The 21,791-nt window shown below is 60.4% G+C and carries 21 protein-coding genes; 10 read left to right on the forward strand and 11 right to left on the reverse strand.

Annotated elements, in window-relative coordinates; translation table 11 throughout:
* Window positions 1–134: 134 nt before the first annotated feature.
* The 5 genes from BLS87_RS21655 to BLS87_RS21680 form a co-directional block, all read right to left on the reverse strand.
* A complete protein-coding gene (locus BLS87_RS21655) occupies window positions 135–1,487 on the reverse strand; it encodes an imelysin family protein (RefSeq protein ID WP_074755468.1) in 1,353 nt (450 codons plus the stop codon).
* A 275-nt stretch (window positions 1,488–1,762) separates the two neighbouring features.
* Window positions 1,763–3,814 carry a putative bifunctional diguanylate cyclase/phosphodiesterase gene (locus BLS87_RS21665; RefSeq protein ID WP_074755472.1) on the reverse strand — a complete coding sequence of 684 codons (2,052 nt, stop codon included), beginning with the start codon at window positions 3,812–3,814 and terminating at the stop codon, window positions 1,763–1,765.
* 307 nt (window positions 3,815–4,121) lie between these two features.
* Window positions 4,122–4,718, reverse strand: a complete 597-nt coding sequence (locus BLS87_RS21670) for a superoxide dismutase (protein WP_074755474.1) — start codon at window positions 4,716–4,718, stop codon at window positions 4,122–4,124.
* Window positions 4,719–4,938: 220 nt separating this feature from the next.
* Entirely contained in the window at window positions 4,939–5,541 is a 603-nt protein-coding gene (locus tag BLS87_RS21675; protein ID WP_074755476.1) for a LysE/ArgO family amino acid transporter, read from the reverse strand.
* Between the two features lie 23 nt (window positions 5,542–5,564).
* Window positions 5,565–5,966 carry an ACT domain-containing protein gene (locus BLS87_RS21680; RefSeq protein ID WP_074755478.1) on the reverse strand — a complete coding sequence of 134 codons (402 nt, stop codon included), beginning with the start codon at window positions 5,964–5,966 and terminating at the stop codon, window positions 5,565–5,567.
* 96 nt (window positions 5,967–6,062) lie between these two features.
* On the opposite strand from BLS87_RS21680, the gene BLS87_RS21685 reads away from it, so the two are divergent.
* From BLS87_RS21685 to BLS87_RS21695, 3 genes are all read left to right on the forward strand, one after another.
* Complete coding sequence (locus BLS87_RS21685; RefSeq protein ID WP_074755480.1) at window positions 6,063–6,962, forward strand: LysR family transcriptional regulator ArgP; 900 nt, start codon at window positions 6,063–6,065, stop codon at window positions 6,960–6,962.
* A gap of 221 nt (window positions 6,963–7,183) precedes the next feature.
* Window positions 7,184–8,182 carry an NAD-dependent epimerase/dehydratase family protein gene (locus BLS87_RS21690; RefSeq protein WP_074755482.1) on the forward strand — a complete coding sequence of 333 codons (999 nt, stop codon included), beginning with the start codon at window positions 7,184–7,186 and terminating at the stop codon, window positions 8,180–8,182.
* 81 nt (window positions 8,183–8,263) lie between these two features.
* Window positions 8,264–9,124, forward strand: a complete 861-nt coding sequence (locus tag BLS87_RS21695) for an ATPase (protein WP_074755484.1) — start codon at window positions 8,264–8,266, stop codon at window positions 9,122–9,124.
* Window positions 9,125–9,279: 155 nt separating this feature from the next.
* Here BLS87_RS21695 and BLS87_RS21700 read toward each other — a convergent pair whose 3' ends face one another.
* The 3 genes from BLS87_RS21700 to BLS87_RS21710 are packed head-to-tail and all read right to left on the reverse strand — an operon-like array spanning window position 9,280 to window position 11,897.
* Window positions 9,280–10,329, reverse strand: a complete 1,050-nt coding sequence (locus BLS87_RS21700; RefSeq protein ID WP_074755486.1) for an alkene reductase — start codon at window positions 10,327–10,329, stop codon at window positions 9,280–9,282.
* Window positions 10,330–10,387: 58 nt separating this feature from the next.
* Window positions 10,388–11,554: an MFS transporter gene (locus BLS87_RS21705; RefSeq protein ID WP_074755488.1), complete on the reverse strand. Its 1,167-nt coding sequence runs from the start codon at window positions 11,552–11,554 to the stop codon at window positions 10,388–10,390.
* A 40-nt stretch (window positions 11,555–11,594) separates the two neighbouring features.
* On the reverse strand, window positions 11,595–11,897 hold the full coding sequence (locus tag BLS87_RS21710) for an ArsR/SmtB family transcription factor (protein WP_074755490.1): 303 nt from the start codon (window positions 11,895–11,897) through the stop codon (window positions 11,595–11,597).
* A gap of 285 nt (window positions 11,898–12,182) precedes the next feature.
* Between BLS87_RS21710 and BLS87_RS21715 the strand changes: the two genes are divergently transcribed.
* The gene (locus BLS87_RS21715) at window positions 12,183–12,782 is read left to right on the forward strand and encodes an acyl carrier protein phosphodiesterase (protein ID WP_074755492.1); all 600 of its coding nucleotides are present in this window, start codon (window positions 12,183–12,185) and stop codon (window positions 12,780–12,782) included.
* On the opposite strand, the gene BLS87_RS21720 is transcribed toward BLS87_RS21715, so the two are convergent.
* On the reverse strand, window positions 12,740–13,531 hold the full coding sequence (locus tag BLS87_RS21720) for a lysophospholipid acyltransferase family protein (RefSeq protein WP_074755494.1): 792 nt from the start codon (window positions 13,529–13,531) through the stop codon (window positions 12,740–12,742). The two genes, BLS87_RS21715 and BLS87_RS21720, sit on opposite strands and share 43 nt — an antisense overlap.
* Entirely contained in the window at window positions 13,531–14,286 is a 756-nt protein-coding gene (olsB, locus tag BLS87_RS21725) for an L-ornithine N(alpha)-acyltransferase (protein ID WP_074755496.1), read from the reverse strand. The genes BLS87_RS21720 and olsB overlap by 1 nt, the downstream gene beginning before the upstream one ends.
* 402 nt (window positions 14,287–14,688) lie before the next feature.
* On the opposite strand from olsB, the gene BLS87_RS21730 reads away from it, so the two are divergent.
* From BLS87_RS21730 to BLS87_RS21745, 4 genes are all read left to right on the forward strand, one after another.
* On the forward strand, window positions 14,689–15,777 hold the full coding sequence (locus BLS87_RS21730) for a serine hydrolase domain-containing protein (protein ID WP_074755498.1): 1,089 nt from the start codon (window positions 14,689–14,691) through the stop codon (window positions 15,775–15,777).
* A complete protein-coding gene (locus BLS87_RS21735) occupies window positions 15,774–16,112 on the forward strand; it encodes an amidase (protein ID WP_074755500.1) in 339 nt (112 codons plus the stop codon). The genes BLS87_RS21730 and BLS87_RS21735 overlap by 4 nt, the downstream gene beginning before the upstream one ends.
* 72 nt (window positions 16,113–16,184) lie before the next feature.
* Complete coding sequence (locus tag BLS87_RS21740; RefSeq protein ID WP_074755502.1) at window positions 16,185–16,766, forward strand: YceI family protein; 582 nt, start codon at window positions 16,185–16,187, stop codon at window positions 16,764–16,766.
* A 2-nt stretch (window positions 16,767–16,768) separates the two neighbouring features.
* Complete coding sequence (locus BLS87_RS21745) at window positions 16,769–17,926, forward strand: phospholipase D-like domain-containing protein (RefSeq protein WP_074755504.1); 1,158 nt, start codon at window positions 16,769–16,771, stop codon at window positions 17,924–17,926.
* Between the two features lie 12 nt (window positions 17,927–17,938).
* On the opposite strand, the gene BLS87_RS21750 is transcribed toward BLS87_RS21745, so the two are convergent.
* Window positions 17,939–20,623, reverse strand: coding sequence for an RHS repeat-associated core domain-containing protein (locus BLS87_RS21750; RefSeq protein WP_074755506.1), 2,685 nt, complete (start codon window positions 20,621–20,623; stop codon window positions 17,939–17,941).
* A 205-nt stretch (window positions 20,624–20,828) separates the two neighbouring features.
* Between BLS87_RS21750 and BLS87_RS21755 the strand changes: the two genes are divergently transcribed.
* Window positions 20,829–21,410 carry a DJ-1/PfpI family protein gene (locus BLS87_RS21755; RefSeq protein ID WP_074755508.1) on the forward strand — a complete coding sequence of 194 codons (582 nt, stop codon included), beginning with the start codon at window positions 20,829–20,831 and terminating at the stop codon, window positions 21,408–21,410.
* A 16-nt stretch (window positions 21,411–21,426) separates the two neighbouring features.
* Entirely contained in the window at window positions 21,427–21,759 is a 333-nt protein-coding gene (locus BLS87_RS21760; protein WP_074755510.1) for a ribbon-helix-helix domain-containing protein, read from the forward strand.
* Window positions 21,760–21,791: the final 32 nt, after the last annotated feature.

Consider the following 21,791-nt stretch of genomic DNA (forward strand, 5'->3'; position numbering starts at 1 on the left):
TCTGACGGTTTTTTTGTGGTCAAAAAAAGGCCGGCCCGCTAACGGGTCGGCCTTCTTTTGACGATCATCGAAGCGCGCTTTGGCGAGTGCCAGGCAGGCTTCGATCAGGACCGTGGGAGCACAAACGGCGCCAATCAGAATTCGTGATCGGCGTTGTCCGGGTTCAGGTCGGTAATGCCCAGCTTGCCGGCGGCTTGTTCGATCGCGCCGGTCTGCTTGACCAGCGACGCGATGGCATCACGAACGACTTGATTGCCAGCGGTGTTGCCCGCCGCGATCAACTGGTCAAAGTGTTCACCCTTGTTGGCATGATCGACGATTGCCTGCAGTTTCGCCTGGGTGGCGTCCAGGTCGGCGCGCACAGTGCTGTCGGTCGCGGCGTCGGCCTTGGCGACCAGCGAGGACAGGCTCGGCCCGCTGACCTTGGTGCCGTCTACGCGGGTGTATTCACCCAGATAAACGTTGCGGATCCCCAGTCCGTTATAGAAGTGCGAGTTGTGAGTGTTGTCGCTGAAACAGTCGTGTTCGTCTTCGCTGGAATTGGCTTCCAGCGCCACCTTCATGCGCTCGCCCGCCAGCTCGCCCAAGGACAGGCTGCCCATGCCGAACAGCATTTTACGCAGACCGTTTTCAGCAGGCTCCGCTTCCAGCGTGGCGCGGTAGTTGTCGGCAACGCCCGGTTTCCAGTTGTTGACCATTTCTTCCAGGTCGCTCACCAGCAGGTCGGTGGCGGCTTTCAGGTACGCACGGCGACGATCGTTGTGACCGCCGGTGCCGCCTTTGCCTTCGATGTAGTCGCTGGCAGGGCGTTCGCCTGCGCCCGGGCCGTTGCCGTGCAGGTCCTGACCCCAGAGCAGGAATTCGATCGCGTGGTAACCGGTCGCGACGTTGGCTTCGGAGCCGCCCAGCTCGTTCAGACTGGCCAGTTTCTCAGGCGTGATTTCCGTGACGTCGACCTTGTCTTCGCCGACTTGCACCGACTTGTTGCCGATGATATTCGCGGTGGCGCCCGGGTTGCCCAGCGCATGCTGGTAATCCTTGGCCACGTAGTCGATCAGGCCTTCGTCCAGCGGCCAGGCGTTCACCTGACCTTCCCAGTCGTCAATGATGGTGTTGCCGAAGCGGAACACTTCGCTCTGCATGTACGGCACACGGGCCGCAACCCAGGCGTCGCGCGCGGCTTTCAGGGTCTGGTCATTCGGGTTGGCGAGGAAGGTGTCGACAGCGGTCCGCAAGGTCTTCGCGGTGGATTCGGCGTCGCTGAACACGGCGAAGACGATGTTCGCGTAATTCGCGACCACGGCCTTGGTGGCGGCATCGTTGGTCTGAGCCGGTGCGGCGGCTGGCGCTGCTGCTGGCGCCGGCGCGGCTGCGGCGGGCGTCGGGGATGGCGCGGCGGCAGCGGGCTTGTCCTTGCCTTGGTCACAACCGGCCAGAGAGATAGCGATGGCCAGCAGACTTGCGGTTGCCAGGGGCATACGAATCATGACGGAATCCTGCGTCTGAAAGAGAGTGTGAACGGTGGCGAGCGCCAGAAAAAAGCTGCGACATAATGCGAAAGATTTGCATTCTGTGTAAAGGCAAAACGCCGCGACGCGGGAGGAGGAGGTATTTCAAGCTGTTACAAGGCGTTTCAGCGCGGGCTGGACCGCACTCTCAGCAAGAACGCGCGTGCCCGCGATTGGGTCTGGTCAGTCACATTGGCAGCGCACCACCCACGGGGTTCGCGGGCAAGCGCGCTCCTGCACGTCGGGGAGTGAAACTACAAAACCCCCACATGCGTGCGCTGCGCCTGCTTCAGATAGGACAGCAACTCCCGCGCGGGCAGTGGCTTGCTGTAGAAATAGCCCTGACCTTCGTGGCAGCCCTCGGAGATGATGTAAGCCTCTTGCTCGGTGGTTTCCACGCCCTCGGCGATGACCTGCATGCCCAGGCTTTTGCCCAGCTGGATGATGGCGCGCACGATGGTGGCGTCGTCATCGTCGTCGATCAGGTCCTGCACGAAGCTCTTGTCGATCTTGATCTTGTCCAGCGGCAGGCTTTTCAGATAGCTCAAGGACGAATAACCGGTCCCAAAGTCATCAATGGCAATCAGCGCGCCCGAACGACGGAGGCTGAGCAGGTGCTGGGCGGCGGTGCTGATGTCTTCCATCAGACCGGTTTCGGTCACCTCCAGCTCCAGACTGCGCGGCGGCAGGCGGTAAATCTGCAGCAGGTTGTTGACCACGCGAGGCAGTTCGGAGTGGTGCAGTTGCACGGTGGACAGGTTCACGGCCATGCGCAGTTCGCTGAAGCCCTGATCGTGCCATTCGCGCAACTGTTTGCACGCCTGGTCCAGTACCCATTCGCCGATGGCGATGATGGTGCCGTTCTGTTCGGCCAGCGGAATGAACTGATCCGGCGGCACGAAACCGTGCTCAGGGTGAATCCAGCGAATCAATGCCTCTACGCCGACGACACGCTGGTCGCGATAGCTGATCTGAGGCTGGTACACCAGATGAAACTGGTTGCGCACCAAGGCTTCGCGCAGGTCCTTTTCAAGCTCGCGGCGACGGCGCATCTCGCTGTCGACGCTGGCGATATAGAACTGATAGCGATTGCGCGAGCGCGTCTTCGCCAGGGTCATGGTCTGCTCGGCTTTTTGCAGCAACTTTTCAGTACTGTCGCCATCTTCCGGGAACAGCGTGATGCCGATGGTCGCGCGAAGACGGATTTCCTGCTGATCGACGGCGAACGGCGCTTCCAGATCATCCAGAATGTTCTGCGCCAGCTCCGCTGCTTCATAGGGTTGTTCGATGTCGGCCTGCACCAGCGCGAACTGGTCGCCGCCCAAGCGCGCGAGAGCGCCCAGGCGGCCACTGTGTCCACGCAGACGGTCGGCCAGCGCCAGCAGGAGTTGGTCGCCCGCCTGATAACTGAATTGTTCGTTGATGCCCTTGAAGTCATCCAGGCCGACGCACAGTACGGCAACCCGGTGCTGCACTCGCCCGGCATCGATCAGGATCTTGTCCAGTTGCTGTTGCAGCTGCTGGCGATTAGGCAGCCCGGTCAGAAAGTCATATTGCGCCATGCGCAGCAGGCTCGATTCAGCCTCGTGTCGCAGGTGAGTGTTGCGCTCGATGGAGGCCAGAAGTTCGTTGGCGGTGTTGACCCAGAGCCCCAACTCGTTCTTCTCGTGCCCCTTGAGCAGCGGTAACTGGTGTTCGCTGGGCCGGTCGGGATTGATGCTCGTCAGGTGTTCGATGATGCGCGACAGCGGTTTGGTCAGCAGCCAGTGATAAACCAGATACAGCACCAGCCCCATCGCGAGCGCGCGTAGCACGCCGGAAATAAAGATGATCATCGAATTGACGAGAAAGCCCTCGCCGTAGGTCGCGGTGTCGAGCGTGATACGCAGATCGCCGTAATATTCGCTGTACGGGCTGCGTCCTACCAACTGGGTGGTGAAGCTGCGTTCCTGGCCGAGGATCGGGTCTGTCAGCCAACGCGTCGGCGAGGGTTTGAGGTCACGGGTCTTTTCCGCGAGCAAGGTCTCATTGGGGTGGCCGATCGACGCCATGCGTACGGCCTTGTCCTGAAACAGGCCCTCGATGACCTGCATGCCCATTTCCCGGTCCAGGCTATACACAGCCTGTGTCGACGGGTCACGGAACATGTCGAGAATCCGCTCGGCGTCAGTGGCGACGGCCTGCCGGGTCTTGTAGGCGTCGTAGACAATTTGTGCGCAGCTGAGCACAACGCCCACGACGAGCGCTGAAAGCAACACCACACGCAGCAGCTTCACCGACAAGCTGTTCTTGAGTTCCAGCTTCAAATGGGCATTCCTTCATCCATGCTGATAGCGGGTGACTGTATGCAAGCATTGGCAATGCAGGCCATGGGGTCAAGGTTTCGATACACACCTGACCTGTTTCATTCAGATAACGATCCACATGCAGGCCAGTAAGGCTATCAGTACTGTGTCGGTAAACAGGGGGCGGAACTTGAGCCTCTTTTCGTCGATTCGGACGAAACTGATATTAGTCCGCTATCGCTTTCTGACAATACATAAAGGACGAACAGAACGCGAAAAAAAACCCGGCGAGGCCGGGTTTTCTTTAAAACGCGCGTTGATGCAGTAATCAGGCGGTGAAAGCCTTGCCTTCGAACTGCTCAGCAACGAACTTCCAGTTCACCAGGTTCCAGAACGCCTCGACGTATTTTGGACGCAGGTTACGGTAGTCGATGTAGTAAGCGTGTTCCCAGACGTCGCAGGTCAGCAGCGGGGTGTCGCCGCTGGTCAGCGGGTTGCCGGCGCCGATGGTGCTGGCCAGAGCCAGGGAACCGTCAGCTTTCTTCACCAGCCAGCCCCAGCCGGAGCCGAAGGTGCCGATGGAGGTTTTGCTGAACTCTTCCTTGAACTTGTCGAAGGAGCCGAACGCAGCGTTGATGGCATCAGCCAGCGCGCCGGTCGGTTGGCCGCCGGCGTTTGGTGCCAGGCAGTTCCAGTAGAAAGTGTGGTTCCAGACCTGGGCTGCGTTGTTGAAGATACCGCCCGAGGAAGACTTGACGATTTCTTCCAGGGTCTTGCCTTCGAACTCAGTGCCTGGCACCAGGTTGTTCAGGTTCACGACGTAGGTGTTGTGGTGCTTGTCGTGGTGGTATTCCAGGGTTTCCTTGGAGATGTGCGGCTGCAGAGCATCATGAGCGTACGGCAGCGGAGGCAATTCGAAAGCCATGGTAATTCTCCTAATCAGGTCAGTTGCGGTTAGCGCAAGGCCGATCACGGGCGGCCAGACAGAACATACGCCGGAGAGTCTTTTACTCTTTGCGGCGCAGGGTTTTGGATCATAGCACCGGGTCCGGCCCATAACCACGCAACAACTGTGTGGGATAGAGGTTCCAGAGCGTTGCGCGGGAAACGATGGATAGTTTTGATGAGTCAGCGCAGGCGCATGATCAGGCGGTTCGGATCAACTGCACTGCGATGCTGAACATCATCACGGCGACCATCAGATCCAGCAGGCGCCAGGTTGCCGGACGGGCGAGCCACGGCGCCAGCCACGCCGCGCCGATCGCCAGCGTCGAGAACCACAGCAGTGACGCACTGGCGGCGCCGGCCACGTAGGCGCCCGGTTCGGCCTGTTGCGCCCCAAGGGAGCCGATCAACAGTACCGTGTCGAGATAAACGTGCGGGTTGAGGAGGGTGACGGCCAAGGCCGTCAGCAACACTGCGCGGCGGGAACGCTGACCGTCGGCATCGCCCTGTTGCAGGCTTTGCGGCGACACGGCACGGCGCAGGGCTTTGCTGCCGTACCACAGCAGAAACATCACGCCACCCCAGCGCGCGACAGCCAGCAAGGTCGGGTTGTGCGCCAGTACGTTGGCCAGCCCGAACACGCCTGCGGCGACCAACACCGCATCGCACACGATGCACAGCAGCGCGACCGACAGGTGATGCTCGCGGCGCAAGCTTTGCGCCAGTACATAGGCATTCTGGGTGCCGATGGCCATGATCAGCCCGAACGCAACCAGCAGGCCATTGAGGTAGCTTTGCCACATGAGGAATCGCTCCGTGAAGTGAATCAGTGGGCGTTGGCGGCCAGTTCGCGCAGTACCGTCATGGCTTTGTGCGCGTCGTCTTTGCCCACGAACAGATGGTCGTGATAGAAGCCTGCGATCACATTGCAACTGATGCCTGCTTCGCCCAACGCAGTGGCGAATGCCGCAGTCAGCCCTACGGCCTCCAGTGACGAGTGCACGTTCAGCGTGATCCACGCCATGACGTAGCCACAGGCAAGGCCCAGTAATTCGGCCTCTTGTCGTTCGATAATTACGGTCAGCCCCTCCCGTTCGCGAAAGCTGCCGATGACCTGCACGCGTTGAAGGTCGCTGCCTTCGGGCACGCTGGCAAACACATATTCACCTGGGTTCAATGCTGGGCTCATGCTGCGCAGCAGCACGTTGAGGGAGGTTTCACCGGACATCAGGGGGTCTCATCGCAGGCAGGTTTGTGTGGCAAGTGTCAGGCAATGAGCGGTATAAGAAAAACCAATATTGCTCATCGCTCATTAGGGAAAGTGATGTTCGACTATAAATTGCTTTCGGCGTTGGCAGCTGTGGTTGAACAGGCGGGCTTCGAGCGCGCGGCACACGTACTGGGCCTGTCGCAGTCGGCCGTTTCACAGCGGATCAAATTACTCGAAGCACGCATTGGTCAACCGGTGCTGGTGCGGGCCACGCCGCCCAGTCCCACTGATATCGGTCGGCGCCTGCTGAACCATGTTCAACAGGTGCGGTTGCTGGAGCGAGACCTGCAAAGCGTGGTGCCTGCGCTGGACGAAGGCGGCATTGCGGAGCGTCTGCGCATTGCGTTGAACGCGGACAGTCTGGCGACTTGGTGGGCGCCGGCGGTGGGGGACTTCTGTGCCGAACACCGGTTGCTGACCGACCTGGTGGTGGAGGATCAGGACGTTGGCCTCAAGCGCATGCGCGCCGGCGAAGTCGCAGCCTGCCTGTGTGGCAGCGAACGCCCGGTGGCGGGCGCGCGCAGTCTGCTGCTGGGCGCCATGCGCTATCGCGCGTTGGCCAGCCCTGCCTTCATCGCGCGGCATTTTCCGCACGGTGTCACGGCTCAGGCGCTGGCACGTTCGCCGGCATTGGTCTTCGGGCCGGATGACTTTCTTCAGCATCGCTATCTGGCGTCGCTGGGCGTCGAGGGCGGCTTTGAACATCATTTGTGTCCGTCGTCCGAGGGTTTTATTCGCATGACGGAGTCCGGGATGGGCTGGGGGCTGGTGCCTGAGTTGCAGGTGCAAGAACAGTTGGCGAGCGGCAAACTCGTGGAATTGTTGAGCGATCGCTGCATCGATGTGCCTTTGTACTGGCATCATTGGCGCAACGGCGGGCAGTTGCTGACTCAGCTGACTGATCATCTGGCGAAGAAAGCCGGTCAGTGGTTAGTGCCGCTGGCAGCGCAGTGAGCGTCAGTACAGACGTTGAGGTGCCTCGGTCGGGCGCAAAACCTGTGGGAGCGAATTCATTCGCGAGCGGCCTGATCAGCCTGCGAAGATGTGTCGTTTGAAAAACCGTATCGCGAATGAATTCGCTCCCACAGAGATCACTAACGCCAGAGATTTCTGCGACCTGCAGGGTCGGGCCTCGCGAGCCAATGTTGTGCATTTTTATTTTAACGGAGCGGTAAATGAAGATTCTGGTCACCGGCGCGAGCGGCTTCATCGGCGGACGCTTTGCGCGTTTCGCCCTGGAGCAGGGATTGAGCGTCCGGGTCAACGGCCGTCGTGCAGAGAGCGTTGAGCATCTCGTGCGGCGCGGCGCCGAATTCATTCAAGGCGACTTGAGTGACCCGGAGCTGGTGCACGCCCTGTGCGACGACGTCGAGGCGGTTGTTCACTGCGCGGGGGCTGTCGGCACCTGGGGACGTCGTCAGGACTTCCAGCAGGGCAACGTCCAGGTCACTGAAAACGTCGTCGAAGCCTGTCTCAAGCAACACGTCCGGCGACTGGTGCACTTGTCCTCGCCATCGATCTACTTCGATGGGCAGTCGCACCTGAACATCCGTGAAGAGCAGGTCCCCAAGCGCTTCCACAATCACTATGCCGCGACCAAGTACCTGGCCGAGCAAAAGGTGTTTGGCGCCACGGAGTTCGGGCTTGAAGTCATCGCGTTGCGTCCTCGCTTCGTCACCGGCGCGGGAGACACCAGCATCTTCCCGAGGCTGATGCAGATGCAGCGCAAGAAGCGCCTGTCGATCATCGGCAATGGCCTGAACAAAGTCGATTTCACCAGCATTCAGAACCTCAACGAAGCGATGCTCAGCAGTTTGCTGGCGACGGGTGCGGCACTGGGCAAGGCGTACAACATCAGCAACGGCACGCCGCTTCCCATCTGGGACGTGGTCAATTACGTCATGCGTCAGATGCAATTGCCGCCTGTCACGCGTTATCGCTCGTACGGCCTGGCCTACAGCGCGGCGGCGATCAACGAAGCGGCCTGCCTGCTCTGGCCGGGCCGACCTGAACCTACGCTGTCCAGAGTGGGAATGCAGGTGATGAATCGAGATTTCACGCTTGATATCAGCCGCGCCCAGTATTATCTGGATTACCAGCCCAACGTCAGCGTCTGGACCGCGCTGGATGAGTTCTGCGGCTGGTGGAAAGCGCAGCACGGTCAGGCCGTTTAAAACGGCCGGCGATTCATAGGGTCCTACGTGTCGCGGTTATACTGCCGCCATTCAGATTCAGCGATCTTCAAAGGGAAACACATGCGCAAAGATCCGTATGACGACATCGATGACGTGCCGAGCCTCAGCGCCAAAGATGACGACGATGACTTCATCCCGACCGCCGGTGCCCGTGAGCGCACCACGGTGTATTCGCGAACCACACCGGTGGTCAAGGTCAAAGCCCCGGGCACCGGCGCTTTGTGGGCCTTGATCGGGGCGCTGTTCATCGCGTTCTGCGGTCTGGGCTGGTGGAGTTTTCAGCAGGTTTCGTTGATGGAGCAGCAATTGGTCGCCACCCAGGAAAGCTTCGCGCGCATCAGCGAGGAAGCGGCGGGGCGCCTGCAAGACATTTCCGGCAAAGTTGTCGCCACCGAATCGGTTGCCAACAGCGGCGGTGAAGCGCTGAAGGCCCAGATCAAACAGTTGCAGGATCAACTGGCGGACCAGGGTAAGCAGCAGCAAGGCGTGGCCGGTTTGCAGGGCGGCCTGGACAAGCGTCTGGAGCAGATTGCGGCTCAAGCGACGCAGCAGCAGGCGACCAATCAGCAGTTGCAGGATCAGTTGAAGACGGTCGCGACCGAACTGGCCGCGTTGAAGGCGGCGATGCCTGATAACAAATCGGCGCAGTCGCAGCAGGATCGTCTGGATTCTGAACTCAAAGGCTTGAGTGCCGATGTGGCGAATTTGAAGAAGAGCAATAACAGTCAGGCGATCGAGCGTCTGGAGCAGGACATGATCGTGCTCAAGAGCGAGCAGGACAATCGTCCGGCGCAGGCGGCTTCATCGAGTGCGAGCACGGCGGAGTTCGATGCGTTTCGTGGGCAGATGACGCGCAGTCTCAATACCCTGCAGAGTCAGATTCAGACGTTGTCGCAGCAGATCAATTCGCGGGCTCAGTAGGGCTCTGAGCGAGGCGTGCGCGCGGACAGTGAGCTGAGATGTCCGCTGTTTGTGGTGGCGCTGCTTTCAGGTCTGGCGTTAGCCAGACCCTGGCAGCGACGCAGGAAGAACCGGATACACCCCGAATCCAATCCAGCCCCAGCCAAATACGCTAATTACAGCGTCGGATAATCGATATACCCCACTGCGCCCTTGGCATAGAACGTCTCAGGATGCGGCTCGTTCAGCGGAGCATCCTTGGCCAGGCGTGCAGGCAGATCAGGGTTCGCAATGAACGGCACACCAAAGGCCACCGCGTCCGCTTTGCCGCTGGCCAGCCATTCATTGGCGCTCTGTTTGGTGAATTTCTCGTTGGCGATGAACGCCCCACCAAACGCCTCTTTCAAACGCGGGCTCAGACTGTCGTCCAGCTCACGCTCACGGGCGCAGATGAACGCGATGCCGCGTTTACCCAGTTCCTGCGCGACGTAGGTGAAGGTCTCAGCCAGGTTGTCGTCGCCCATGTCATGGGAGTCGGCGCGAGGTGCCAAATGCACACCCACACGGCCTGGGCCCCAGACTTCGATGGCCGCGTCGGTCACTTCCAGCAGCAAACGCGCGCGGTTTTCCAACGAGCCGCCGTAGCGGTCGGTGCGCGTGTTGGTGCTGCTTTGCAGGAATTGGTCGAGCAGGTAACCGTTGGCGCCATGGATTTCCACGCCATCGAAACCAGCGGCTTTGGCGTTCTCGGCACCGACGCGGTAGGCGTCGACGATGTCGTCGATTTCAGCCAGTTCCAGCGCACGTGGCGTTACGTAATCAGACAGCGGACGAACCAGGCTCACGTGGCCTTTTGGTTGAATCGCGCTCGGTGCGACAGGCGTTTCGCCGTTCAGATAGAGAGGGTGCGAAACACGGCCTACGTGCCACAGTTGCAGCACCATTTTGCTGCCCGCGGCGTGAACGGCCTTGGTGATGTTGCTCCAGCCGCGAACCTGGTCGTTGGACCAGATACCCGGGGTGTCCGGGTAGCCGACGCCCATCGGCGTGACGGACGTCGCTTCGCTGATGATCAGGCCAGCGGTGGCGCGCTGCACGTAGTACTCGGCCATCATCGCGTTCGGAACGCGGCCTTCGTCGGCGCGGCAACGGGTGAGTGGCGCCATGACGATACGGTTGGCCAGCTCCAGCTCGCCCATCTTGATCGGGTCAAAAATTGTAGTCATCGGGGATATCCTCAATGGGTTGGACAGTGGGTGAATCCGCAGTTTTGAAGCGTTGAAATCAGTTCGTTGCAGCGGCGAGTTCGCCATCGCCGCGCTGACGGAAAATGATCAAGGTCACCAGCAACGCAAGGATGGCCAGGCCGCCGGCGGCGAGGGGCACGCTGGTCAGGCCGTAGCCGTGGGCGATGACGCTGCCACCGACCCATGCGCCCAAGGCGTTGCCGACGTTGAAGGCGCCGATGTTCAGGGTCGACACCAGGTTCGGTGCGTCCTTGCCGAAGGTCACCACGTTGATCTGCAAGGCAGGCACGGCGGCGAAACAGGCGGTGGCCCAGAGGAAGAGGGTGATTTCAGCCGGGATCAGCGCCACGCTGGTCCAGGTCAGAACAGTGGACGTCACGGCCATGGCGATGAATACGCCGATCAAGGTGGCGGCCAGGCGACGATCCGCCAGCTTGCCGCCGATGATGTTGCCGGCGGTCAGTCCCAGCCCGATCAGCATCAGCGTCCAGGTCACGCCCAGCGGCGACACGCCGGTGATTTCACCCAGCAACGGTGCGACGTAGGTGAACAGCGCGAACACGGAAGCGGCAAACAGAGCCGTCATGCTCAGCGACAGCCAGATCCCGGCACCTTTGAGGGCACCGAGTTCAGCACGCATGTCGAGTTTCTCTTCATCGCGTTTGGCCGGCAGGAAACGAATCAGGCCGATAAAGGCAATGACGCCGATCACGGTCACCGCGTAGAAGGTCGAGCGCCAGCCTGCCTGTTGTCCGAGCGCAGTGCCCAATGGCACGCCCAGCACGTTGGCAAGGGTCAGGCCGGTGAACATCAGCGCAACGGCCGAAGCACGGCGGTTGGCCGGAACCAGGCCGGCTGCCACGACCGAGCCGATGCCGAAGAATGCCCCATGGCACAGCGCAGTGACCACGCGGGCGAACATCAGAATGTTGTAATCGGCCGCGACGGCGCAGAGCAGGTTGCCGATGATAAAGATCCCCATCAGCGTCACCAGCGCTGCTTTACGCGGCAGTCTGGCGGTGGCCATGGCCATGAACGGTGCACCGATGGCAACGCCCAGCGCGTAGCCGGTCACCAGCCAGCCGGCGCCGGGAATGCTGACGCCCAGGTCAGAGGCGACGTCGGGCAGCAGGCCCATGATGACGAACTCGGTCGTCCCGATGGCAAAGGCGCTCAGGGCCAGAATGAGTAGCGAAAGGGGCACGGTGCGTCTCCTGAAAAATCGGTGTTTGAGAGCGGCCCGCTCAAAGTTGCTGGGCCAGCTCCTGCAAAAACGCCTGAATGGCGTCTTCGTTGCGTTTGAAAAAATGCCACTGGCCGTACTTCCTGCTGCTGATCAGGCCAGCACGTTGCAAGGTGGCCAGGTGGGCCGAAACAGTCGATTGCGACAGGCCCGCACGTTGGTCGATCTGACCGGCACACACGCCGTTTTCAAGCGAGTGCTCCTGATCGGGGAAACAGGTGTGAGGGTCCTTGAGCCAGACCAGAATCTGACGGCGAACCGGGTGAGCCAGCGCTTTTATTATTTCGTCGAGGTCGATAGGCATGTCGTTCTCAATCTGCGTGTAGCGTTATATCGCGATGGAGCGAACTTTATATTGGTGCATCGCGATATACAAATATGAAGGGGTTCTAAGCATGGAGCGAATGGGTATATCGGGTTATAACGATACAAGCGCGGCGCCTCATTGTAGGAGCGCGCTTGCCCGCGATCGCGGTAGAACAGTCGATGAAAAAATACCCGACAAGCTGCCATCGCGGACCAGCGTGCGCCCACAGGCTTGCTCGGTGTCTGCTACATTGCGGCGACCTGCACACGGGCAACGGTTGTCATGAATTACCTCGCACACCTCCATCTGGGCGGTCAGACGCCTTCCCAATTGCTTGGCAGCTTGTATGGCGATTTCGTCAAAGGCTTGCTGCCGGGTCGCTTTCCCCTGGACATCGAGCAGGCGATCCGTCTGCATCGGCGCATCGATGCGTTCACCGACGCCCACCCCGTGACCAAACGGGCGATGGGGCGCTTTCCGGCCGAGCGTCGGCGCTATGTCGGCATCGTGCTGGACGTGTTCTTCGATCACTGTCTGGCGCGGGATTGGTCGCAGTATTCGGACGTGCCGCTGGATGCATTCACCGGCAAGGTGTATCGCGTGCTGGCGAACGAGCCTGAACTGCCCGAGCGCCTGGCTATGATCGCGCCGCGCATGGCGGCGCATGACTGGCTGGGGTCGTATCGGGATTTCGAAGTGGTAGGCGATGCGTTGGCCGGGATTGCCCGACGCTTGTCACGCCCCGAGGGACTGGCCGGCGCCATGCAGGAACTGCAGGCGCTTTATGGGCCGTTAAGCGAGGATTTCAGCGAGTTCTATCCGCAACTTCAGGCGTTCGCTCAGGCCGCCCTGGCGGTTGACGGTCGTAGCTCGGCAGGCTGAGCCACCTCCCCAAACAACGCAGTCTGGACAGCGGTCTGTGCTTCGAACGCCAGTGCCGCGCGCTCTTTGCCATGGGACGCAATCGGCTCCAGCAACTGAATGTGCACGTTGCTCACCTCGTTGGCGAACAGGCGGCGCAGGTGTGAAAGCAGATCGTCATCGCCAATGAATGGCGCGATGTGATCTGGCTTGCCGTCGCGCACATACCGGATGGCAACCGGTAGCACAGGGGTTCCGGTTTCAATGGCGCTGGACAGCAGGCGACCGTGGAAGGTGCGCAAACGGGTGCCGTCCGTGGTGGTGCCTTCAGGGAAAATTACCAGCGAATGATTGCCCAGCAGGTGCTGGCCCATTTGCTTTTGAATCAGCTTGCTGTCGCCCGAACCGCGGCGAATGAACAGTGTGCCGGCCTTCAGCGCCAGCCAGCCGGCCACCGGCCAGGTGCGCACTTCAGCCTTGGACAGAAACGAAAGCGGGGCGAGCATGCCCAGCAAGGGAATGTCGGTCCATGACACATGGTTGCTGACCCACAAGGCGGGCTGAGCCGGCAATGTGCCGCTGACCGTGACGCGGAACGGCAGCGCGGCCGTCAGGCGTGCCATGAACCAGCTTGTCCAGCGCTGACGGCGGGCCATGGAGTTGCCGACGCGCAGACGTTCCATCAGGGCGAACGTGCCGGCAATGGTCAGGCCGAGGCCGATAACCCACAGCACACGGATGACGCGCGCATGACTGCGCAGCGAGCTCATCACACCGCTGCCTTGAAGTGACGGGCGTAGCGCGGGCACAGCTCGTCGCGCTTGAGCAGGATGAACACGTCGGCGACCTGGAAATCTTCATCCCAGCACGGCTCGCCACAGATCTTGGCGCCCAGGCGCATGTAGGCCTTGAGCAGCGGTGGCATTTCGCAGATTACGTTGTTTGGAATGTCGAGGGTTGGCAGCGGGTTCTTCGGCTCGGCGCGCAGGTGTTCGGTGCTCAGGTAGCGTTCACGCAGACGCTGCATGATGGCGTGGGCCTGAATGCCGCCGTCCTGCATCGGGATGCTCGCGCAGCCCATCAGGTAGCTGTAACCGCCTTCGTTAAGCACTTCGGCCAGCTCGCTCCACAGCACGGCAATGGTCCCGCCGTTGCGATACGCCGGGTCGACGCAGGTACGGCCCAACTCCAGGATCGGACCCTGCAAATGGCCCAGGCCATGAAGGCTGAATTCTTCTTCGCTGTAGAAACGGCCCAGGGTGTTGGCGGCCTTGTGGTCCAGCAGGCGAGTGGTGGCGACCAGTCGACCGCTGTTGAGGTCACGTACGCCGATGTGCATGCAGTGAACGTCGTAATCGTCGATGTCCAGACCCAGCTCGGCACCTTTGAGTTTGGCGTTGAATTCGCCGCTGAACACGCTGAAACGCAAAGCCTGTGCTTCTTGCAGGGCTTGAGGACCGATCAGGCGCTCGGCCTGCAGGCGGCGGTCTACGCTGGTGTCTCGAATACTGGCGATCTGAGTCATAGGGCGTCTCCGTGGGCCAGCCTTGGTCCAGGCCGGTCGACTGAATGATTCGAAGCATTGCTGTACGAATGCAGGCTAGGGAGGGCCGATGTCACCACCATTAAGCTTTGGTGATGGTTGCGTGACAGGCGGGGCGGAAGGTGGGAGACGCTGGGGATGCGATGAATGCGTGGCGATTTTTGCTTCGGTGCCGAACCCCTGTGGGAGCGAATTCATTCGCGAAAAGTCGTCCAGCCAACAGAGCTGCTTTGACCCTGCTGGCCAATCGCGAATGAATTCGCTCCCACAGAAGATTTTCGTCCGGCTGATTTTGTGCTGCGTTTGAACGACCTCAAAGAGGGTTTCCCCGTGCTGTCATCATTGCGTGCCAGGATTGCCGGTATCCGCGCATGAGGTCCGTTCATGAGTCGTTTATGGTTAACGCTAATCCTCTTTTCGATGACTTGTTCGGCGGTCGCCGAAACCTGGCCTGACGCGCAATGGTCCGCTCGGCCACTCGCTTCAAGTGCAGCCCTAAAGGACCTCGACACCTACGCCTTCCCACCACGCGACGAGCAGACTCGCAAAGGTATTCGCACCGACGCGCTGTTGATCGTCCACAACGGCGAAGTGGTCTACGAACGCTACGCCGGCGTGACCCGTGCCGAGACGCCGCACCTCACCTGGTCGATCAGTAAAAGCATTCTCGCAACCGTGCTGGGCGTGGCCTTTACACAAGGGCGGTTCAAGCTGGATGACCCCGTTGCACGCTATTACCCACCGTTCAAAGCACATCCCGATATCAGGATTCAGGACCTGCTGCACTGGGCGTCGGGCCTGGATTGGCAAGAGGATTACGAATACGCGCCGCTCAACTCCTCGGTCGTCGCCATGCTCTACACCCGAGGCCGTGGCGACATGGCGCGCTTCACCGCCGAGCACCACGTGGCGAGCGCGCCCGGCACGGCGTATCGCTATTCCAGTGGCGACAGCACGGTATTGGCCGCTGCGCTTCGAGGCATGGTGGGCGACACGGCCTACGCCGATTACCCGTGGACCGCGTTGTTCGACCCGCTGGGCATCAAGAGCGCGGTCTGGGAAACCGATGGTACTGGCACCTTTGTCGGCTCGTCTTACGCCTACATGACCGCCCGGGATCTGGCCCGTATCGGTTTGCTCATGCAGCATGGTGGCCGTTGGCAGGATCGCCCGTTGCTGGCGCAGGGCTGGGTCGATTTCAACCTCACCCCGTTCAGTTCCCAAACGCCCACCACCGAAGCGCCGGGAGGACAGTGGTGGCTCAACCGGGCGGCGAACAACACGCCCGGCCCCTGGCCTGACGCGCCGCCCGACACCTTCGCGGCCCTGGGGCATTGGGGACAGGCGTTGTATGTGATCCCGAGCGCGGGCCTGGTGATCGTGCGTTACGCCGATGACCGGGACGGGACCTACGATCACAACCAGTTGCTCAAGCGGGCGTTGAAAGCCGTGGCCGTGGAGCGTGTGCAATGACGGCCAGGAAGGGGTTCATTCGACGCCGCCCGTTCAGCACGGTGGCGATGCTGATGGTGGTGTTTCTGCTCGCCGTGGTCTGGACCTGGCGTGTCCCGTTGCAGGCGTTTCCGAGCATCATCAGTGCTTACACCGCCAAGGAATATTGTTCCTGCCGTTACGTGATGAACAACCCGGTGGACGACTGTCAGGCCTACGTGAAGCAGTGGCTGCCAAGCACATTGACGGAAAGCCTGGCCGACAAGCGAATCACCGCTACAGGGATGGGCCGTGAAAGCAGCGCGCAATGGCAAGGCCAGCGCCAGGGCTGTCGATTGTTGCCAGCCGAGCCGTGAGGGCGAACGTCGCCATTTGCTTGCGGTCTGACAGGCGGATAAGGTTGCCTCAATCGCGCCGCTGGAGTTCTCATGCCCACTTTCACCCGCCTGCTGCTGGCCTCGCTCGCCGTGTGGGCGCTGCCTGCTCAGGCGAACTGGTATCTGGATAACGAGTCCTCGCGGCTGTCGTTCATTTCCACGAAGAACGCCGACATCTCCGAAGTCCACCGCTTCCTCAACCTGCACGGCAAGGTCGACCCCAAAGGCGTCGCCGAGCTGGAAGTCGAGCTGGATTCGGTGAGCACCGGCATTCCGTTGCGCGACGAGCGCTTGCGCAGGCAGCTGTTCGACATCAAGCAATTCCCGCAAGCCCGCATCACGGCGCAGCTGGACATGCGTCCGATCAATGCGCTGGCGCCTGGCGCGCAGTTGGAGTTACGGCTGCCGTTGAAGGTGCAGATACACGGCCAGTCGCAAAGCTACAACGCCGAACTGCTGGCGACACGACTCGATGACCGACGTTTCCAGGTCGTGACGCTGGAGCCGCTGGTGTTGCACGCCGAGGATTTTGGATTGCTGTCGGGCCTGGAAGGGCTGCGCAAAGTGGCTGATCTGTCGGCCATCGGGTTTTCGGTGCCGGTGGGTGCTGTCTTGATCTTTTCGGCGCGCTGATCATGAGAGGCGCGATTTTTCCGTGGCGTGACGACAACCAGTTCAACCTGATGATCGACGGCCCTGCGTTTTTCCCGCGCATGATTGCCGCCATCGACGGCGCGCAGCAGCACGTTGAACTCGAGTTGTATCTGGTGGAAGCGGGCGTGTGTGCCGAGGCGGTGGTGCAGGCGCTGGTCAATGCCGCACAGCGTGGCGTGATGGTGCGTTGCCTGTTCGACGACTTCGGTTCTCTAGCCTTTACCTTGAGCCTGCGCACGCGTTTGACCGAGGCGGGCGTGATTCTGCGGTTTTACAACCGCGTGCACTGGCGTCGGGGCATACGCAATTTCTACCGCGATCATCGCAAGTTGTTGCTGGTCGACAAGGCGCTGGCGGTGGTGGGCGGCACGGGCGTGACAGACGAGTTCTGGCGGCCGGATCAGGACGCCAGCGAATGGCACGAAGTGATGGTCGAGATTCGCGGCCCGCTGGTGCTCGACTGGCAAGCGCTGTTCGACCGCCAGTTCCACGCCAATCCCCGACGCCGGGCGTGGCGACCTGCGGAAAACTTCGGGTTGCCGCGTTTGCCGAAAGCGCCGGTCAGCGGCAGTGGCTTGGGGCGCGTGGCTTATGCCGACTCACGCCAGCACCGCGACATCCTGCAGTCACTGATTCGCTCCCTGAACACCAGCAGAACGCGCATCTGGCTGGCGACGCCGTACTTCCTGCCAACCTGGAAAGTCCGCCGCGCGCTGCGCCGTGCGGCGTCCCGGGGTGTCGACGTACGTCTGCTGCTCACCGGCCCGCGCACCGATCACCCGTCCGTGCGCTACGCCGGCCATCGGTATTATCCGCGTCTGCTCAAAGCCGGGGTCAAGATCTTCGAATACCAACCGTGTTTCCTGCACCTGAAAATGGTGCTGGTGGACGATTGGGTGAGCCTCGGCTCCTGCAACTTCGACCACTGGAACCTGCGCTTCAATCTGGAAGCCAATCTTGAGGCCATTGATCCCGGGCTGAGCCTGGCCGTGCAGAAGAGCTTCGAGCGGGACTTTCTGGTCAGCAGCGAAGTGAGTCTGGCGGACTGGAAATCCCGCCCCCTGTGGCGCCGTGTCAAACAGCGCCTGTGGGGGTGGGTGGATCGGCTGGTGGTCAATGCGCTGGATCGGCGGGGGTAGCCCCTTTTAGATTCAGGCGACTGCCTTGGTTTTCTGAAGATGGCGTCTGAAAAACCCAGTGGCCGGCCTTGCGGACGTGCTGGCTGCCGTGGTGTCTGGGTCAGCTGCAGTGACTCGGGTATAGGGTCCCTTGGGTTCGACGCTGATGACAAAGTCGATTTTACCTGCGTTGGGTTCTCGCCGAACGGACGTCGCTTTCAAATCGAAGTCATCAAGAATGCGCTGTGTGGTTTTGCCGTTAGGGGTTTGAGAAAAAAACACCTCCAGCATTTCCGCTGACTCGTCCTCCAGCCCCTCGGTTTTGCTGAGTGTGGTCTCGTTGACGACCTTGAATCGTCGTATGGTGGAAGGCAGGTGCCCGAAAAATTGATTGGCCTTGGCCACAGCCTTGTACTGATGGCGGGCTACATCGTTGGCAAATATTTTTCCTGAGTCCGAGAATTTGAAATTGTGCATGAACGTCCATTCATGCTTTTCGAATCTGTTCCAGTATTTGCTCGGCTTTTCCAGCGTCGAGAGTTTTGGATCGGTCTTGATCCTCGACTTCAAAACAATCCTGTGCGTGAAGTTTTCGGTGATCAGTCTGTTTCGTTCTTCAGCCCCTTCTTCGGTCGTGGCCAACGTCCGCTCCAGATCCTCCACGACGTAAGAAAAGATCTCCTGACTTTTTTGGGGAGGAGCTGTCAGCTTCGGCTGCGTATTGCGTCCGTCATCGACAACCGGGTCGAGAGGGGTGGGTAACCGTCCGTCATGGTCGGTCAGGGACAACGGATTATTTCGGACCATGCGATACAGGTTCGGCCCATCGACATTCCTGTCCGGGTCAGGGTTGATCCAGCGCATCAACCAAGGGGCGTAATACCTGAACCCGTAGTAGTAAAGCCCCGAGGCGTCACGTTCCTTGCCTGAATAGCGCACCGTCTTGTACTTCGCTTCCACCGCACTGCGCGCTGCCCACCACGCCGTGCCACCGAACGGGTAATAACCCTCCTGGCTGATCAGCCCGCCTTGATGATCCAGTTCCAGTGCGCTGGATCCCACGTGGTCCTGAAGGGTGTAACGCACTTGATCGTTGTCGATGCCGTTGGGTGTGCCGGCCTCCCAATGCAGGATTCTGACGCGGCTGCGTCCGGCCTGAACCGAGGCGACATGCAACACCTCACCATCAGGCTCGCTGCGAATCTCAAGGCCCGGCAGGTAACGCACTTCAGCGTTGAGTGTTCGAGCGTTCGTCTGTGCCCGACGAATCTTGCGGCAGCGTTGTCCGTCGCCGTCGTAAACGTACACCTCGTCGTCATTCGCGCCCTCTGGACGTTGCACCGCCGTGACCTGGCGCAACTGATTGTGCAGGTTCCATATCATTGCTTGTCCCCGCACGAGCGCCTGAAGATTGCCATTGGCATCGAAGCCATTTTCGAGATCTGTATCGGTTTCGCCTTCCGGCAGGCTGCGGTTGCTGTTGGAAGCAACCAGCATGGTGCGGGTAAACGAGTGATCGCCGACATGCCGCATCTGACACAGATTGGCGCCCGCGTCATAGGTGTAGGTCTGGGTGTAGTTTGTCAGTTGATTGGGATCGGGCAGCAGCGGCTGCTGGTCGGGCAAAGCGGGCCCGTGACTGAAGCCGGTTTTGACCTCACGACCGGTGGCCTCCACCAACTGGTACAGGCTGTCGTAGCGGTACAGATTGGCCGGATCAGCTTTTGTGTTTCTGGCGGTAGAAGAGGGAGACCATAGGTCTTCGAGCCTGACGAGATTGCCCTCCGGATCATATTCATAAGTCAGGCTATGCAAAACGGCGCCATTGGCTGTCTGGGCCTTTAGCTTTACCAGACGCCCGGTTTCCAGCTCGTAGGTGTTTTCCGTGGCAATACCGTTGCCCAACTGCTCGCTGATGACTTGACCAAACGGGTTGTAATGAATATCGCTGACCAGTGTTTGAGCTGTGGAGCTCCCCACCAACTCGATAGCGGTTTCCTTAAGCGAGCCGTCGACGTTATAGCGATGAACCTGCCGGTTTCCCGCTGCGTCGATCCGGCTGATGGGCATCGCCGTGGCATCGAAGAGTGTTGTGGTGGTATGACCCACTCCAGCTTCCAGCAACGGATCACGTGATGCGGGTTCAAGCGGCCAGTCTGGCGAAATTTGCGTGTCTTGCACAAAGCGCCGGTTTTCGATCAGTACCCCGCCTATCAGGCCAAAAGCCAAGGCTTGCCACGTGCCGGCCGGATCGTCATGGCGAATCAGTCGGCCACACTGGTTGGACGGCGAAGAAGCATCGCCGTAAGTCAGTCGCTCAACCACAGCAGCCTCTGCATCCGAAGTCTTTTCGGTGATTGAAACCCGTCGCAGCAGCTCGTCACACTCGGTCAGGCTGAAATGTCCTCGCCCGTCCCAGCTCTCCTGAATGTGCTGGTCAGCGCTCGTAAGACTTAACGTCCAACCCGCATCCACGCTGTCCGTGAGCAGAGTATGTCCCGAGAGTGAGGGGATTGCCGTTGTATTGGCACCGGACGCCTCGGCCCACAACCGCGGATCCCAATCAGCCACGGCTCGACCCGCCACGTCCCAGGTGCGTCGGGTCACGCGTTCTTCTGCGGGGATATCTTGATCGGAGCGGCAATAAGCAACCTCGCGGATCAACAATGCCCGAGGGTCGATCACCAGCAAGCGGGGCGTGTGGGTGTGCAGGCTCATGTCAGACGTCCTTGTCGCTACATTGCTTAAGCGTAGGAGCTCCGATCATGGATGCCGGGATGACTGATCAACGGTATGGCACTTGCCCATATGTCCGGTCAGCGAATCACCGGTGGGCCGTAGTACTAGGCTGTTACCCATGTTGCCGATTCAGGTCCGATACTGATCGGCATCACAACGCATCACTCATTGATGAGGACCGAAAATGGCTGCCAAGAAAATTCTCATGCTGGTCGGCGATTACGTCGAAGACTACGAAGTGATGGTGCCGTTCCAGGCGCTGCAAATGGTCGGGCACACCGTGCATGCTGTCTGCCCGGGCAAAAAGAAGGGCGATGTGATTCGCACGGCCATTCACGATTTCGAGGGCGATCAGACCTACAGCGAAAAGCGCGGTCATAACTTCGGCCTGAATTTCGATTTCGACAGCGTGAAGTCTTCGGACTACGACGCGTTGCTGGTGCCCGGTGGCCGCTCGCCTGAGTACTTGCGCCTCAATGAGAGGGTGCTGGAGCTGGTGCGCGAATTCGGTCGCGATGACAAGCCCATTGCCGCTGTCTGCCACGGTCCGCAACTGTTGGCTGAAACTGGCGTGCTCAAGGGCAAATCGGTGAGCGCCTACCCCGCATGTGCGCCCGAGGTTCGGTTGGCAGGCGGCGAGTACGTCGAGATCGGCATGGACGAAGCGCACACCGACGGCAAACTGGTCACCGGTCCTGCATGGCCCGCGCATCCGGCCTGGTTGGCAGCGTTCCTCAAAGTCCTCGGCACGCAGATCATTCTCTAAAACGGAGGGACGTCGCATGTGCGAACTTTACGTAAAAGCCGACCCCATTCTGTACGAATCCCGTTCGCGCTCACTGCGCATCTGCGGCGTCGTCACAACCCTGCGCCTGGAAAACCAGTTCTGGGACATCCTCGCCGAAATCGCAGGTCACGACGGCATCACCACCAACCAACTGATCAGCAAGCTGTACGAAGAGGTCATGGATTACCGGGGCGAAGTGATCAACTTCGCCTCGTTCCTGCGGGTCAGTTGCATGCGTTATTTAAGTCAGCACCGGGCCTTCGCGCCGCCGTTGAGTCTGGTGCGGGGTAACGCTGCAGGCCCAGAAACCGCCTGGGTCGGCAAATAGGGTGTGACCTCGGTTGGTGTGACACCGGCTGA

Source organism: Pseudomonas abietaniphila, from assembly GCF_900100795.1.
Classification (GTDB): domain Bacteria; phylum Pseudomonadota; class Gammaproteobacteria; order Pseudomonadales; family Pseudomonadaceae; genus Aquipseudomonas; species Aquipseudomonas abietaniphila.

What these genes read in the sequence shown, in the direction of transcription:
- BLS87_RS21655 (WP_074755468.1), bottom strand. Translation starts at nt 1,487, where the DNA reads ATGATTCGTATGCCCCTGGCAACCGCAAGTCTGCTGGCCATCGCTATC.
- BLS87_RS21670 (WP_074755474.1), bottom strand. Translation starts at nt 4,718, where the DNA reads ATGGCTTTCGAATTGCCTCCGCTGCCGTACGCTCATGATGCTCTGCAG.
- BLS87_RS21675 (WP_074755476.1), bottom strand. Translation starts at nt 5,541, where the DNA reads ATGTGGCAAAGCTACCTCAATGGCCTGCTGGTTGCGTTCGGGCTGATC.
- BLS87_RS21680 (WP_074755478.1), bottom strand. Translation starts at nt 5,966, where the DNA reads ATGTCCGGTGAAACCTCCCTCAACGTGCTGCTGCGCAGCATGAGCCCA.
- BLS87_RS21685 (WP_074755480.1), top strand. Translation starts at nt 6,063, where the DNA reads ATGTTCGACTATAAATTGCTTTCGGCGTTGGCAGCTGTGGTTGAACAG.
- BLS87_RS21690 (WP_074755482.1), top strand. Translation starts at nt 7,184, where the DNA reads ATGAAGATTCTGGTCACCGGCGCGAGCGGCTTCATCGGCGGACGCTTT.
- BLS87_RS21695 (WP_074755484.1), top strand. Translation starts at nt 8,264, where the DNA reads ATGCGCAAAGATCCGTATGACGACATCGATGACGTGCCGAGCCTCAGC.
- BLS87_RS21700 (WP_074755486.1), bottom strand. Translation starts at nt 10,329, where the DNA reads ATGACTACAATTTTTGACCCGATCAAGATGGGCGAGCTGGAGCTGGCC.
- BLS87_RS21710 (WP_074755490.1), bottom strand. Translation starts at nt 11,897, where the DNA reads ATGCCTATCGACCTCGACGAAATAATAAAAGCGCTGGCTCACCCGGTT.
- BLS87_RS21715 (WP_074755492.1), top strand. Translation starts at nt 12,183, where the DNA reads ATGAATTACCTCGCACACCTCCATCTGGGCGGTCAGACGCCTTCCCAA.
- BLS87_RS21720 (WP_074755494.1), bottom strand. Translation starts at nt 13,531, where the DNA reads ATGAGCTCGCTGCGCAGTCATGCGCGCGTCATCCGTGTGCTGTGGGTT.
- olsB (WP_074755496.1), bottom strand. Translation starts at nt 14,286, where the DNA reads ATGACTCAGATCGCCAGTATTCGAGACACCAGCGTAGACCGCCGCCTG.
- BLS87_RS21730 (WP_074755498.1), top strand. Translation starts at nt 14,689, where the DNA reads ATGAGTCGTTTATGGTTAACGCTAATCCTCTTTTCGATGACTTGTTCG.
- BLS87_RS21735 (WP_074755500.1), top strand. Translation starts at nt 15,774, where the DNA reads ATGACGGCCAGGAAGGGGTTCATTCGACGCCGCCCGTTCAGCACGGTG.
- BLS87_RS21740 (WP_074755502.1), top strand. Translation starts at nt 16,185, where the DNA reads ATGCCCACTTTCACCCGCCTGCTGCTGGCCTCGCTCGCCGTGTGGGCG.
- BLS87_RS21745 (WP_074755504.1), top strand. Translation starts at nt 16,769, where the DNA reads ATGAGAGGCGCGATTTTTCCGTGGCGTGACGACAACCAGTTCAACCTG.
- BLS87_RS21750 (WP_074755506.1), bottom strand. Translation starts at nt 20,623, where the DNA reads ATGAGCCTGCACACCCACACGCCCCGCTTGCTGGTGATCGACCCTCGG.
- BLS87_RS21755 (WP_074755508.1), top strand. Translation starts at nt 20,829, where the DNA reads ATGGCTGCCAAGAAAATTCTCATGCTGGTCGGCGATTACGTCGAAGAC.
- BLS87_RS21760 (WP_074755510.1), top strand. Translation starts at nt 21,427, where the DNA reads ATGTGCGAACTTTACGTAAAAGCCGACCCCATTCTGTACGAATCCCGT.